The sequence below is a fragment of the Corynebacterium sp. 045007 genome (assembly GCF_040743205.1).
GTDB classification, from domain to species: Bacteria; Actinomycetota; Actinomycetes; order Mycobacteriales; family Mycobacteriaceae; genus Corynebacterium; species Corynebacterium jeikeium_D.
This window is the reverse complement of the sequence record NZ_JBFLKW010000007.1, coordinates 1-14,080: the sequence shown is the minus strand read 5'-3', so window position 1 is coordinate 14,080 and position 14,080 is coordinate 1. Positions and strand designations below refer to the sequence as shown.

The following is a 14,080-nucleotide window of genomic DNA, read 5'->3' as shown; positions in this document are numbered from 1 at the left end:
TCACAATGACTGTGTATTTCATCGGTGCAGGCCCGGGGGCAGCGGATTTGCTGACGCTGCGCGCGGACCGGCTTATTCGTTCCTGCCCAGTGTGCCTTTACGCGGGATCGATTGTCCCGCCTGAGGTGCTGGAACACTGCCCCGAAGGCGCAGAGATCATCAACACCGCGCGAATGCCGCTGGATACCATCATCGAAACCATTCAGGCAGCGCATGCGGCGGGCAAGGATGTCGCACGCCTGCAGTCCGGCGACCCGTCGGTGTGGTCGGCGCTGGCAGAACAGGTCCGTCGTCTCAGCGAGCTCGGCATTGACTACGAAATCGTTCCGGGTGTGCCGGCATTTTCCGCGGCTGCGGCCGCTCTCGGCCACGAGCTCACGGTGCCAACTGTTGGCCAGTCGGTGGTGCTGACTCGTATCTCCGGGCGCGCTTCCAAGATGCCGGAGGGCGAGACCCTGGAGAACTTCGGCCGCACGGGCGCAACTCTGTGCATTCACTTGGCCGCCCACGACATCGATCGTGTGGTCGAGGAGCTCACCCCGCATTATGGTGAGCACGGTCCGGTGGCAGTCGTGGCTTTCGCATCCCGTCCGGAACAGGTTATTCTCCGCGGCACGCTGTCTGATATCGCGCAGCAGGTCAAGGATGCAGGTGTGACTCGTACGGCTGTCATCATTGTCGGCAAGGTGCTCACCGCCGAGGCGTTCCCGGATAGCTACCTCTACAGCGATGATCGTCCACGCGATGAACACGGACGGACCATTCCATGCGTGCACTAATTCTGGGTGGAACTGCTGAAGCCCGCGCCCTGGCCAAGCGCTTAGTGGGCGAGGGCTGGTTTGTCACCTCTTCACTGGCCGGTCGCGTTTCTAACCCGAAGCTGCCCGTCGGCAATGTCCGCATTGGCGGTTTTGGCGGTCCCGCAGGACTGACTCGGTGGCTCATCTCCGATGCCACTGAAGTCATCATCGATGCCACGCATCCGTATGCAGAACAGATCAGCGAATCTGCTGCTGAAGCTGCCCGCGCCACCGGTATTCCGCTTGTTGCGCTGCATCGCCCTGCGTGGGAGAAGCAGCCAGGAGACAACTGGATTGAGGTGTCCTCTATGCAGGAGGCCGCGGACGTTGTTGCCGACCGTTTCTACAGCCCGTTTCTCACTATTGGCCGTCAGCAGCTTGCTCCATTTGCCGGTGACTCCAACGGCCGTTACCTCATTCGCTGCGTGGAACAGCCCGCGCCGCCGCTGCCGAAGAATCGGAAGATTATTCTCAGCCGTGGGCCTTACGATGTCGCAGCGGAGCGCAAGCTCATGCGGGATTACGCCGTGGACTGCGTAGTGACCAAAAACTCCGGTGGTGCTGCTACCTACGCCAAGATTGAGGCCGCCCGCGACCTGAAGAAGCCGGTCGTTATCGTGCAGCGCCCACAGCTGCCCGGCGCGGATATCGCCACCGTCGCCACAACGGTGGATGAGGCGTACAACGCCGTCATCCGCCGGGCGTAGCGGCTAACGCAGCAACTCGCCAGTTCCGCTGGTGCCGCCCTCACCGTAGTGACGTGCGGTGTAGACCCGAGTGGTCTTGCCGACACGATACGCCTTCGTCGACGACGAACCGATAATCACCATGGTTCGCATATCGACGACATCCGGATCGAACTCCGCCAACGTGGTCACGGTAACGTTTTCCTGCTCCGAGCCAACTGCCCGTGCCACAATCACAGGCGTTGTCGGTTCGCGGTACTCCATGGCCAATGCGCGTAGCTCTCGAATCTGCCATCTCCGCGACTTGGATGCCGGGTTGTAGACAGCAAATGCCATGTCTGCTCCGGCTACGGCACGCACTCGCTTAACGACGACCTCCCAGGGCTTCAACCTGTCGGAGAGACTGAGCATCGCAAAGTCATGGCCAAGGGGAGCACCCACTCGACTTGCGACAGCCTGAGCAGCAGTCATGCCCGGCACGACTCGAACTGGAATGTTTCGCCACATATCGTCATCAGCGACTTCCAGCACTGCGGCCGCCATGGCGAAGACCCCCGGGTCACCGGAACTGACCACCGCAACTCGACCTCCACGCTTGGCGATATCCAGCGCCATAGTGGCTCGCTCTGCCTCTACGCGGTTGTCTGAGAGGTGGCGGCGTTGCCCGGCGCGCTCAGGAACCCGGTTGATGTAGGTGGAGTAGCCAACCAGATCCGTGGCTCGGGCCAGTTCCTCGGTGACTTCTGGGGTGGTCCAGCGCTCCGCACCCGGGCCTAGGCCGACAACGACGACTTCACCAACTGCTGGGGCAGCCGACTCAGTCGCCGTATCGGTGACTGTATCGCTCGCCGCATCATTAGCTGGCTCAGGCGCCCCAGAAACACTCCGTTCAGTTCCGTAGACAGCGGAAGGCACGACGGCTACTGCGAAGTACGGAACTTTCTCCGGGTCTGCATCGGCCAGCGGGTAGCTGGTGTGCTCATTCATGGTTGCTCGCTCGACAACGTAGGCGCGCTCGAGCATGCCTGCGGACTGCAACGCTGTACGAACCTTCTCAACGTTTTTCCCCAGCTTCATAATGACTACACAGTCTGAGGCGTCAAGAACCGCAGCGATGCGCTCGGAATCAGCGGTGGCGGGAACAACGCTGACGATTTCGGTAGCCTCGCCGAGCGGCTGACCAATCTCTGCTGCCGCCGCAGTAATGCTGGCCACTCCAGGGACAATCTCAGTGGGAAAGTCCTCGCTGAGGGCGTGATGCAGATGCTGGTACGAGCTATAGAGCATCGGGTCACCGAGCGAAAGAACTGCAACACTTCGTCCCTCGGCCAAGTGCTTGTGCAGGCGAGCAGTGGCCTCTGCATAGAAACCGGCGAGCTGCTCGCGGTAGTCGACTGGGCGCCCGGTGGTCACCGGGTATTGCAACTGCTCTTCCACGGCAGCGTCGTCACGCGCGTCAATCAGTTCGGCGGCGATTGAGCGCGCCGTGGAACGTCCGTGAGTTCCTGCATGGTAGGCGATGACATCGGCTGTGCGGATGATGTCGGCACCGCGGAGTGTAATGAGACCTGCGTCGCCGGGACCGAGTCCGACGCCGTAGAGATGACCAGGCTGAGCACTGTAGGAGCCGGACATGGTTTAGATAATCTCCTTTGCGGTGGCAATGGCATTGAGGGCAGCACAGGTGATAGCCGAGCCACCGCGACGGCCGGTGACGGTGATGTACTTCAGCTCTGGGTTTTCGGCACCGGAGTCGATAGTGGCCTGCTTTGATTCCGCGGCACCGACGAAGCCCACTGGCAGGGCCAAAATGGCAGCGGGCATGGGGAAGGAGCCCTCATTAATGCGGTTGAGCAGGTGGAAGAGGGCAGTGGGAGCGTTGCCGATGGCGACGACCGCGCCCTCTAGGCGTGGCTTCCACAGCTCCACGGCAGCAGCAGTGCGCGTGGTGCCGAGTTCTTGAGCCAGCTCGGGGACGCGCTCATCACGCAGCAGGCAGATGACCTCGTTGTCAGCAGGTAAGCGCTTGCGGGTAATACCCGAGGCGATCATGTTGACATCGGTGAAGATAGGAGCGCCTTCCTCGAGAGCCTGGCGAGCTGCGCGCACAGCTCCCGTGGAAAAGACGATGTCCTTGGCCAGGTCGGTCTGACCTGCTGCGTGAATCATTCTGACAGCGACGGTTTCCTCATCGGCATCGAAGCGGGAAAGATCGCTTTCTTCGCGAATGATGGCAAACGAGTTACGGTAAATATCCGCACCGTCGGTGTTGTACTCAAAGCGCTTCATAGGCTTAAAGCCTAGTCCACAGCAGTGACTTCGTATTCTCCGTCTCCGGTGGCGAGATAGTCGAAGTAACCGCCCTTGGGCTTGCCGCAGCGACGCTCACAACCGGAGAAGTGCACGCGCCCCTCGGGCAGTCGGCCATCGGCAATTGCGTGAGAAGCATCGCCGCGGGTGTCAGCCAGAGACTTTTTGCAGCCGGGGCGTCCGGTGCAGGCGCTGACGCGCAGCCAGGTGGACTTCCGGTCGAAGATCAGGCCATTGGGCGCCAATACCTTGACGACCTGTTCGGCAACTTCCTCTTCCAAATCGTGCAGAATCAGCGAGTACCACGGAGTGACGTGCACAGGAACTTGCGTATGCGAAATCGCACGGGCCAGACGCGCCGGGAGGACGCCAAAGCGCAGGCCAGCGGCCAGGCTAACCAGGCCATCCGGCTGGTCAATCCAACCGATCTGGCGGGACAGCCCGGCGGTGGCATCAAAGCTCTCAGCCGGGGTCGGCTCCTGGCGACGAACTCGCGCGCCCAATTCCTCGACTACGGCATCAGCAATGCGCTCGGCCGCATTGGCTTCCGCGATGCGCCAGGCTGAACCACGGCTGTCATTCCACACCTTCGCTGTGGTGATGAGAGCCTCCACGACGTCGTCACGCGAGACGACAAGCCCCGAGGTCGCGCCGCCAATGATGAGTTCGAACGTGTTCTCATCGTGGGCGACAACACCGAAGTCGGGGCGCTCACCGAGCACGTCACCGCGGCCATCGTCGAAAGCCATGAGTGTGCGACCTGGCAGTGTTGCCAGCGACGGCTCCGCGATGAGAGCCTTGTCGAACTCTTGAACCAGGTCACGCACATCAGCTTTACCGCCGACGCGACCGGACAGCGGCGACTGAAGAACGTTGCGTACGCGGTCGTGGCTGGTGGAGGGAACCAGCTTCTCTTCTTCCGCGGCATCGGCGAATGCGCCGGTGTTGGTGATGCCCCGGATCTGAACATTGCCGCGGGAGGTGAAGTGAATATCACCGTCGCCGAAATTCTCGGCCAAATCGGCGAGTACGGCGAAGCCCGGCGCGGGGAGAAAGCCTCCGGGGAAGCGCAGACGACCAATTGCGCCATCAGCTGCGATATGAACCTTGCGGCTGCCGGGGCAACCGTCCTGACGAGTGCGGGTTCCTTGATCAGATGCAGTCATACTCTCAAGAATACGCAAACACACACAGAGCTGAGCCCCCGAAAACAGGGGCACATTATCCAGCCCCTTTCCAGCCCAACGAAACCATCCTGAAGTGGAGTTTTCATACCCCTCCGCAAAAACATACAAATTCTTCACTGAAAATCCACCGATCTACCTTTTTAAAACCTTATTGTTTTCATAACCTAACTTCCTCTGAATTAAGGGAAGTTTTCATTGGGTTTTCAATCTGGGGTTATTCAGGAGATTTCATGCCACATCACGACGCTGAAGCACTCACGCACGAGGCACACGACACCGTCGGCACCGGCCGTGCCTCGACACAGACACGCTCTGCTTCACGACGAAACCGTCGCACAATCCGAACGGGAATCGGGGTAGCGTTAGCGGGTCTTATGACCATCGGTCTGGCTACCCCGGCAACCGCACAGCCGCTAAACATCCCGGACCTGTCAGATAGTGCGCTGGGGGATAAGGTGCCGTCGGTGGGCGCAAGCCGCGAATTGCCTGGCTTCGGGCATGTGCCAAATCCGAATGTCGAGCGGCTGCTTGGCATCGAGGAGGACGATGAGGAGTCTGACAGCGAGGGTGCAGGCAGGCAGCTGACCCCGGAACAGGCACGCGTGGCCGCAGCCTCTCCGCTGAATTCCCTGCCGCTGACCCCGTCGCGCACGGCAAATGCCGGCACGCTGGTCAGCAGCGAGAATGCCGAGATGATGGTGAACGACAAGCTGTGGAATGTAGATGCCAAGCGTATTCACTACAACTCCACAGATTCTCTCGGAAATCCCAGTGTCGACACCGCCATTGTGGTGACTCCGAAGACGGAGTGGAAGGGCAGTGGTCCGCGCCCGGTCGTGGCAATCGCGCCGGGCACGCAGGGTGGCGCGGAAAAGTGCGATCCTTCGGTCTCGTCACAGACCGGGTTGAAGATCGAGTTCGGCCCGATGGACATTATTGCCCCATACGAGACGATTCCGATGGTCGCAAACCTGAAGCGAGGCGCAACTGTGGTGATGATTGACCACCACCGCAATGCCCAGGGCAACCAGGACTATGTCGACAACATTGCCTCGGCACAGTCGCTGTTTGATGCCGTGTCTGCCTCACACGAGCTCGGCGTGGACAAGAAGGCACCCGTGGGAATCTATGGCTACTCCCAGGGCGGCTCCGCAGCTGCCGCAGCCGCTGAGCGCGCAGGTGTCTATGCTCCGGAGCTCAACGTCGCCGCATCTGCCGCAGGCGGCCCGCCTTCCGATCTCGCAAACGTCCTCGACCAGATTGACGGCACCACGCTGACCGCCGCGATCGCACTGGCAATCAACTCTGTCCTGGACAAGGATCCGGAGCTGCGCCGAGTCCTCAAAGAAGAAATCAGCCCCGAAGGCAAAGAACTGCTGGACAACGTAGGCAACTACTGCGCGGGTGGCTTGGGTTTCCATCACTCGTTTGAAACCACCGATCAGTACACGACTAGCGGGGAATCCCTCAGCGAGCTGATTAAGCGCTACGATCCGGTGCAGAAGGAACTCGCACGCCAGCGTGTCGGCAACTTCGTGCCAAATGCCCCGGTGTACCTCTACTCGGGTGAGCACGATGACATTATCCCTATCAACCAGGTCCGCAAGCTCCGTGATGCCTGGCTGAATCTCGGCTTCACCGACCTGGAGTACGTCGAAAACACGACTTCGCCTCTGCTGCCGAAGACTGGCCTGAACCATGTCGTTCCGATGCTCGCGGAACTGACTAATGCCACCGACTTCCTCTGGTCGCACTTCCCGGACCAGCCCGCAGAGCAGTCGCTGGAACTCTAGCAACAGGCGCTGCAGTAGAGTGATGGAGAAATCCACTGCCATGCCTCTGACGAGAAGCTCGGTGAAAATCCGCACGGTCGCGCCACTGTCACAGTCAGACCTCGTCATCGGTTAGAAGGCAGACTCCCGCCGACCGGGGACGCGTTGCTCCCCAGGAAGTGAATGTCTACACCGTGATTCTGCTGCTGTCGACCTCGGATACCGACCTTCTGTCCGCCCGCGCGGCCGCTCAGGCCAACCCGGAGGTGTCCTACCGTTGGGCAAACCCGGCGCGTCTGCTCGACGATGATTTGCCCACGCTTGCCGACGGCGCCGATGTCGTCATCATCCGACTTCTCGGTGGCCGCCGCGCCTGGGAATCCGGCATCGACTACTTTGTGAACTCCGGTATTCCCACCGTCCTCGTCTCCGGTGAGCAGGCACCCGATGCCGAACTCACCGAGTATTCGACAGTTCCCGCAAACGTCGCCACGCAAACGCACATTTACCTGGCGGAAGGCGGCGCAAAGAACCTCGCACAGCTGCACAATTTCCTGTCGGACACACTGCTTCTGACCGGTCTTGGCTTTGAAGAGCCCACTCGCATGCCGGCCTGGGGTTTCCTGGAGCGCGACTCCAAGGTGGCCACGGAAGATTCCCGCGGCACCGTCGGCATTATTTACTACCGCGCCCAGCACCTGGCGGGAAATACGCACTACATTGAGGCGCTTGCTGACGCGGTCGAGGCTCGCGGCTACGTCGCCAAGCCTATCTTCGCCGCGTCCCTGCGCACCGCCAGCGATGAACTGCTGGCAGAGCTAGCTTCCTGCGACGCGCTCATCACCACGGTGCTCGCCGCTGGCGGCAACCGCCCGGCACTCGCGCAGGCCGGCCAGGACGATGACGGCTGGGATGTCGCCGCACTCGCAGACCTGAACATTCCCATCATCCAGGGTTTGGCCCTGACTTCGTCCAAGGCGGCATGGGAGGACAACGACGAAGGTCTGTCGCCGCTGGACGTCGCAACACAGGTCGCCGTCCCCGAATTCGACGGCCGCATCATCTCGGTCGCGTTCTCGTTTAAGGAAATCGACTCCGACGAGCTCATTTCCTACGTCCCGGATCTCGAGCGTTGCGACCGCCTGGCCGGCATCGCCACCCGTTACGCCGCGCTCCGCCACATCAACAACGCTGACAAGCGCGTCGCCGTCATGCTCTCTGCGTACCCGACCAAGCACGCCCGCATCGGCAACGCTGTCGGTCTGGACACACCAGCATCCACGTTGAAGGTGCTGCACGCGCTTGCCGACGCCGGATACAACCTCGGCGACACCACCAAAATCCCCGGATATGCCACCGCCGAGGATGGTGCCGATGAACCAGATGCGTTCATGCACGCCATCATCGAGGCCGGCGGCCAGGACCCGGACTGGCTGACCGAAGAGGTTATGGAGGCAGCCGAGCTTCGCCTGCCCGCTGCCACCTACGAGAAGTTCTTCGCTACCTTGCCGGAAGAACTTCGCTCCGACATGCAGGACAAGTGGGGTGCCGCGCCGGGCACCCTGTACGTCCACCCGGATACCCAGGACATCTACATTGCGGGCCTGACCTTCGGCAATGTCGTGGTCATGGTGCAGCCACCGCGCGGTTTCGGTGACAACCCGGTGGGTATCTACCACGACCCGGATCTGCCGCCGACGCACCATTACCTGGCCTGCTACCGCTTCCTGTCGCTGCCGCAGGCGGAGGGCGGTTTCGGCGCCGATGCCGTGGTTCACATGGGCAAGCACGGCAACCTGGAGTGGCTGCCGGGCAAGACCGTCGGCCTTTCCGCTTCCTGCGGCCCGGATGCTGCCATCGGCGAGCTGCCAATGATCTACCCCTTCCTGGTCAACGACCCGGGCGAAGGCACACAGGCCAAGCGCCGTGCTCACGCCACGCTTGTCGACCACCTCATTCCGCCAATGGCCCGCGCCGAATCCTACGGTGACATCACCCGTCTGGAACAGCTTCTCGACGAGCACCAGAACATCTCCGCCATGGATCCGGCCAAGCTGCCGGCCATCCGCCAGGAGATTTGGACGCTGCTGACCGCCGCGAAGATGGACCGCGACCTCGGCTGGGACGAGCGCCCGGACGAGGAGGTCTTCGATGACATGCTCATGCATGTCGACGGCTGGCTCTGCGAGATTAAGGACGTCGCCATCCGCGGTGGCCTCCACGTGCTCAGCCAGGCACCGGAAGACGAATCTCTAATCGGCACTGTGACCACCATGTTGCGCGCCCGCCAGCTGTGGGGCGGCAAGCAGACCCTGCCGGGCCTGCGCGAAGCTCTCGGCCTGGCCGAGGACGGCACCGATGAACGCCACGCTGTGGACTCTATCGATGCACTGGCTACGGCACTGGTAACCGCCGTGGTGAAGAATCCCGACCAACCAGTGACACAGATCGCGGCTGATGTGCTCGGCTCCGAGGAATTCGCCGATATCGCGGCACCAAACGGCCTCGATCAGGTTGTCGAGCTGCTGCAGTTCACCCGCGACGAAATTCTCCCGCGCCTGGCTGCTACCAGCGAGGAGATCCCGCGCATTCTTTCCGCTCTCGATGGCGAATTCGTTCCGGCTGGCCCCTCCGGTTCACCACTGCGCGGCCTGGTCAACGTGCTGCCAACTGCCCGCAACTTCTACTCGGTCGACCCCAAGGCGGTGCCGTCGCGCCTGGCTTGGGAAACCGGCGTCAACCTCGCCGATGGCCTGATTGAACGCTACCGCGCCGACCACGGCGAGTACCCGAAGTCGGTTGGCTTGTCGGTATGGGGCACTTCCGCCATGCGTACCTCGGGCGATGACATCGCCGAGGTGCTCGCGTTGATTGGTGTGCATCCGGTGTGGGATGACGCATCTCGCCGTATTGTCGGCCTTGAGCCGATTCCGCTGGAGGAGCTGGGCCGACCGCGCATTGACGTGACCGTCCGTATTTCCGGCTTCTTCCGTGATGCGTTTCCGCATGTTATCGACCTTTTGGATGACGCGTTTCAGCTCGTCGTCAAGCTTGATGAATCCGATGAGGACAACTACGTGCGCGCCCATGCGAAGGCCGACCAGCAGGAGCGCCCGCGCCGTATCTTCGGTTCCAAGCCGGGCACCTATGGAGCTGGCCTGCTGCAACTTATCGATTCCGGTTCCTGGCGCGATGACGCGGACCTGGCGAAGGTCTACACAACCTGGGGCGGCTACGCCTATGGCCGCGGCGTCGACGGGGAAGAGGCCGCTGACGACATGAAGACGGCCTACCGCCGTATTCAGGTTGCCGCGAAGAATGCCGATACCCGCGAGCACGATATCGCCGACTCCGATGACTACTTCCAGTTCCACGGCGGCATGATCGCCACGGTCCGTGCACTGACGGGTTCCGCTCCAGAAGCGTATGTGGGAGATTCCACGCGCCCGGACGCCGTGCGTACCCGCACCCTGCACGAGGAGACGCGACGTGTCTTCCGTGCCCGCGTGGTCAACCCACGCTGGATGCAGGCAATGCGTAACCACGGCTACAAGGGCGCCTTCGAAATGGCCGCAACCGTCGACTACCTCTTCGGTTACGACGCGACGGCGAAGGTCATGGATGACTGGATGTACGAAACGCTTACCGACGAGTACGTTGCGAACCCGGAAAACCGCGAGTTCTTTGAACAGTCGAATCCGTGGGCTCTGCACGATATTTCCGAGCGCCTGATGGAGGCCGCAGAGCGCGGTATGTGGGAAAACCCCGACCAGGAACGCATGGATCTGCTGCGCCAGACCTACCTGGATACAGAGGGCGACTTGGAGGAGCGCGCTGACCGGTAGGCGACCGCTAGTCGTCGTCTAACCGGCCGATAGCCGTAACCACTTGCTCATCTAGTGGCGGTTACACTGGGGAACTATGAGCAAGTGGTTCACAATTATTTACCTCATCGCCGAGATTGCGGCCTTTATCGCACTTGGTGAATGGATTGGCTATGGCTGGACCGTCCTGCTGGTTCTGGGTCTATTCATTCTGGGATTGGTTTTCGCCGCCATCGAGTTCAAGCGCATCTACCAGAAGTTGCTGCTGGATACTTCTCGTACTCTTACTGAGTACGGACAGAAGCATCCGGAGGAGGCAATCAAGCGCTCGGCAAAGGGCGCGGGACACTTTGTGGCTGACTCGGCAATCCTGTTGGTTGGCTCTTGGCTGATTGCCCTGCCGGGCGTCGTCTCCACGGTTGTTGGTTTCCTCATGGTGCTACCGCCGACTCGCTGGCTGATTCGTAAGAGCGGATCGGTGGCGCTGCTCAACGGACTCCGCAACTTCAGTGACCGCAGCATGATGGTGGTCTCTCAGTACGGCATGAACCCGGGTGCTCCAGGAACTGGCGCTGGTGCTGGCGGTTTTTCGGGTTTCCCTGGATTCTCTGGTGGTTTCCCGGGTGCGGATGGCAAGGCCTTCCCACAGGATAAAATCGTCCCACCGGCACCGGACAACGCCTGGGATGATGACCAGGACGACAGCGACAAGCGCTAACTCAAAAACTCGCAAACGTAGAGAGTTCTCTTATACAAGTGCACACTAACCGCCAAGCGCGCTCCAGCGAGCACGGGAACGTCGCTCAGAAAGACGCTTCGAAAGACATTCTGGAGAATCCGAATCGCTGGCAGGCGCGCTTTCGCGCGCTTACCCCACTAAAGCAGCGCCTCGTTCTCGCCTTCATTGCAATCCTCGCTGGTGGATTGCAGTTCTTAAGCTATGCGCCCATGAGCTGGTGGTGGACGGCCTGGATCGGCCTCGCCCTGCTCATTTTTGCCTTCTTCTGCGCAGCCGATTGGAAATCCAGCGTAGTGGTGGGCTTCAGCTGGGCAACAGCGACGGCTCTTTTCTCACTGCCGTGGATCGGCTCCTTCGTCGGCATTGGCCCCTACGTGGCGCTCTCAATTGTGCTGGGACTGCTCGCAATTCCGGCGGCGCTTGCGATGTGGCTGATTGCCCAATCCAGTTTCCCCCTCGCGCTGAAGCTCCCTGGCATGGCCGCTGCGCTCGTGGCAGGGGAGGCGCTGCTAGCCCGCTGGCCTTTCGGAGGCTTCCCCTGGCTCCGCGTTGCCTGGGGGCAGGTCGACGGCCCGCTGGCCCCAGCAGTGGCAATCGGCAGCACTGCATTGGTCACTTTCCTCGCTGCTTGCGTTGGTGCGGGACTGGTCGCGCTCACGCTACGTTCCTATGCAACCTCCGCTGCGCTTTTGGTGGGAGCGTTATTCGTCGGCTGGGTTCTTCCTGCGTGGACCCAACCGCTGCCTGAGCCTACGGCCGCTGACAACACCCGTGTCGCGGTTATCCAGGGCAATGTTCCGCGCCTCGGTTTAGAGTTCAATGCCCAGCGCCGCGCAGTCCTGCAAAACCACGCCGATGCCACCAATGAGCTGGCCCGACGTGTCCACCAAGGTAAGGAAGAGCAGCCGGACATCGTCATCTGGCCCGAAAACTCCTCCGATGTCAGCCCGTTTACGGATGGGGAAGCGGCACGCATTATCGAAAACGCCGCGATGAATATTGGCGCTCCCATCGTGGTCGGCACCTTTACCTACACCAATGGGGTGCAAAACACCATGGTGGTCTGGGATCCGCAGACCGGCCCCGGCGACCAGCACGAGAAAATCTATCTCCAGCCCTTCGGCGAGACCATGCCATTCCGCGAACTGCTACGTCACTTTTCCGACATGGTCGCTCACGCCGGAGACATGACTCCGGGCAACGGCGATGCCGTGGTTACAACGCCAGGCACCGATGGTTTAAAGAAGGTCAATCTAGGCGTGGCCACCTGTTACGAAGTGGTCTTCGATGGTGCCTTCCGCAACGCAGTCAAACACGGCGCAACCATGCTGGCCACGCCCACAAATAACGCCACCTTCGGTTTCACCGACATGACCTACCAACAGCTGGCCATGAGCCGCATGCGAGCCATGGAGTTCCAACGCTCCACGGCCGTCGCCGCAACCAGCGGTGTGAGCGCGATTGTGGATGCGCACGGAGACGTCGTAAAGCGGAGCAAAATCTTCGAGCAGAAGGTACTCACTGAAACTCTGCCTCAGTACGCCCACCTGACTTTTGCAGCCCGCTTCGAGACGTGGATTGAAGGTCTACTGACCGCATTCGGTATTCTTTGTGTGGTTGGTGCCGTCCTGCGTCGCCGTGGCGGAGATGCCAGGGCAGGCGCAGATGAAGTTGATGGCCGGGATACTGAGCAGAACATGCACTAAGGAGAATCACGAGTGACTGCCCTAAATGAGTCGACGCTGGTTGTCATTCCCACTTTCAACGAGCGGGAAAACCTGCCGGGCGTGATTGCACGCCTGCGCGCAGCGGAGCCTCGCGTCGACATTTTGGTTGTCGATGACTCTTCACCAGACGGCACCGGTGAGCTCGCCGATGAAATCGCTGCCGCTGACAAGTCGGACAACGGCGAAGAACACATCTACGTCCTGCACCGCGAGGGCAAGGGCGGTCTCTGGGGTGCGTACCGCGCGGGCTTCGCTTGGGGTCTCGAGCGAGACTACGAGGTTCTCTGCGAGATGGATGCCGACGGCTCCCACGCACCAGAGCAGTTCCATCTGCTGCTGGAGAAGCTCGAGGACGGTGCCGATGTCGTCATCGGTTCCCGCTACATTCCGGGCGGCAAGACCGTCAACTGGCCAATGAGCCGTCAGGTTCTCTCCCGCGGCGGCAACCTCTACATCTCGCTGGCGCTCGGCGCGGGCATCTCGGATATCACCGCTGGCTACCGTGCTTATCGACGGGAAGTTCTCGAAACCCTTGACCTCGAGAACATTGGCAAGGCTGCGTACCTGTTCCAGACCGAGCTCGCTTTTGAGGCTGTACAGGCGGGCTTCTTGGTGGAGGAGGTTCCGATCACCTTTACTGAGCGCGAGTACGGCGAGTCCAAGATGGATGGCAGCTTTGTGAAGCAGTCTCTGCTGCAGGTCACCAAGTGGGGATTCAAGCACCGCTCGCAGCAGGTAAAAAACCTGGGGTCGGAGATTGGTCGCCTGGCTGGTCACGAGTTTAAGCAGCGATTCCGCAAGTAGGGCTAGGGCAGCCCCAAAGATTGCGGCCTGCCCGTGTGGAGACGGGCTGCCTGTATGACTGCGGGCTGCCTGTATGAATGGGGGCTGCAAATGTGAAACTGACTTAGTTTATGACAGTTTCAAGCCATTTTTCAGGCGGTAGGGTCAGGCGGTCATTGCATCATGGATAACACCAGAGATTACCTCCCGGGGAGTTAACCCGTCGAGCACTACCCGTGGCCGGTTATTCAG

The 14,080-nt window shown here is 61.0% G+C and carries 10 protein-coding genes; 7 read left to right on the top strand and 3 right to left on the bottom strand.

From position 1 onward, the window contains the following. Positions 1 to 5 precede the first annotated feature (5 nt). Positions 6 to 779, top strand: coding sequence for a precorrin-4 C(11)-methyltransferase (gene cobM / locus AB1Z34_RS05165; protein WP_016422807.1), 774 nt, complete (start codon positions 6 to 8; stop codon positions 777 to 779). After that, entirely contained in the window at positions 767 to 1,507 is a 741-nt protein-coding gene (locus tag AB1Z34_RS05160) for a cobalt-precorrin-6A reductase (RefSeq protein ID WP_016422808.1), read from the top strand. Before cobM ends, AB1Z34_RS05160 begins: the two co-directional genes overlap by 13 nt. 3 nt (positions 1,508 to 1,510) lie before the next feature. On the opposite strand, the gene cobJ is transcribed toward AB1Z34_RS05160, so the two are convergent. Genes cobJ through cobG form a run of 3 tightly spaced genes read right to left on the bottom strand, consistent with a single transcriptional unit; the run spans position 1,511 to position 4,962 of the window. After that, positions 1,511 to 3,121 carry a precorrin-3B C(17)-methyltransferase gene (gene cobJ / locus AB1Z34_RS05155; protein WP_016422809.1) on the bottom strand — a complete coding sequence of 537 codons (1,611 nt, stop codon included), beginning with the start codon at positions 3,119 to 3,121 and terminating at the stop codon, positions 1,511 to 1,513. A 3-nt stretch (positions 3,122 to 3,124) separates the two neighbouring features. Further along, on the bottom strand, positions 3,125 to 3,775 hold the full coding sequence (locus AB1Z34_RS05150) for a precorrin-8X methylmutase (protein ID WP_016422810.1): 651 nt from the start codon (positions 3,773 to 3,775) through the stop codon (positions 3,125 to 3,127). An 11-nt stretch (positions 3,776 to 3,786) separates the two neighbouring features. After that, a complete protein-coding gene (gene cobG / locus AB1Z34_RS05145; RefSeq protein ID WP_042388712.1) occupies positions 3,787 to 4,962 on the bottom strand; it encodes a precorrin-3B synthase in 1,176 nt (391 codons plus the stop codon). 251 nt (positions 4,963 to 5,213) lie between these two features. On the opposite strand from cobG, the gene AB1Z34_RS05140 reads away from it, so the two are divergent. The 5 genes from AB1Z34_RS05140 to AB1Z34_RS05120 all read left to right on the top strand — a co-directional run bounded on the left by AB1Z34_RS05140 (position 5,214) and on the right by AB1Z34_RS05120 (position 13,849). After that, positions 5,214 to 6,776 carry a lipase family protein gene (locus AB1Z34_RS05140; RefSeq protein ID WP_016422812.1) on the top strand — a complete coding sequence of 521 codons (1,563 nt, stop codon included), beginning with the start codon at positions 5,214 to 5,216 and terminating at the stop codon, positions 6,774 to 6,776. Between the two features lie 173 nt (positions 6,777 to 6,949). Continuing rightward, entirely contained in the window at positions 6,950 to 10,600 is a 3,651-nt protein-coding gene (gene cobN, locus AB1Z34_RS05135; protein ID WP_070567063.1) for a cobaltochelatase subunit CobN, read from the top strand. A gap of 76 nt (positions 10,601 to 10,676) precedes the next feature. Then, complete coding sequence (locus tag AB1Z34_RS05130) at positions 10,677 to 11,297, top strand: FxsA family protein (protein ID WP_048734054.1); 621 nt, start codon at positions 10,677 to 10,679, stop codon at positions 11,295 to 11,297. Between the two features lie 38 nt (positions 11,298 to 11,335). Further along, the gene (lnt, locus tag AB1Z34_RS05125) at positions 11,336 to 13,024 is read left to right on the top strand and encodes an apolipoprotein N-acyltransferase (protein ID WP_367158013.1); all 1,689 of its coding nucleotides are present in this window, start codon (positions 11,336 to 11,338) and stop codon (positions 13,022 to 13,024) included. A gap of 12 nt (positions 13,025 to 13,036) precedes the next feature. Beyond that, positions 13,037 to 13,849 carry a polyprenol monophosphomannose synthase gene (locus tag AB1Z34_RS05120; RefSeq protein WP_016422816.1) on the top strand — a complete coding sequence of 271 codons (813 nt, stop codon included), beginning with the start codon at positions 13,037 to 13,039 and terminating at the stop codon, positions 13,847 to 13,849. The last annotated feature ends 231 nt before the right edge of the window (positions 13,850 to 14,080 follow it).

Bases quoted from the DNA above. Each gene is read 5' to 3' on its own strand.
- cobG (WP_042388712.1), bottom strand. From the start codon at position 4,962: ATGACTGCATCTGATCAAGGAACCCGCACTCGTCAGGACGGTTGCCCC.
- cobM (WP_016422807.1), top strand. From the start codon at position 6: ATGACTGTGTATTTCATCGGTGCAGGCCCGGGGGCAGCGGATTTGCTG.
- AB1Z34_RS05140 (WP_016422812.1), top strand. From the start codon at position 5,214: ATGCCACATCACGACGCTGAAGCACTCACGCACGAGGCACACGACACC.
- cobJ (WP_016422809.1), bottom strand. From the start codon at position 3,121: ATGTCCGGCTCCTACAGTGCTCAGCCTGGTCATCTCTACGGCGTCGGA.
- AB1Z34_RS05160 (WP_016422808.1), top strand. From the start codon at position 767: ATGCGTGCACTAATTCTGGGTGGAACTGCTGAAGCCCGCGCCCTGGCC.
- AB1Z34_RS05130 (WP_048734054.1), top strand. From the start codon at position 10,677: ATGAGCAAGTGGTTCACAATTATTTACCTCATCGCCGAGATTGCGGCC.
- AB1Z34_RS05150 (WP_016422810.1), bottom strand. From the start codon at position 3,775: ATGAAGCGCTTTGAGTACAACACCGACGGTGCGGATATTTACCGTAAC.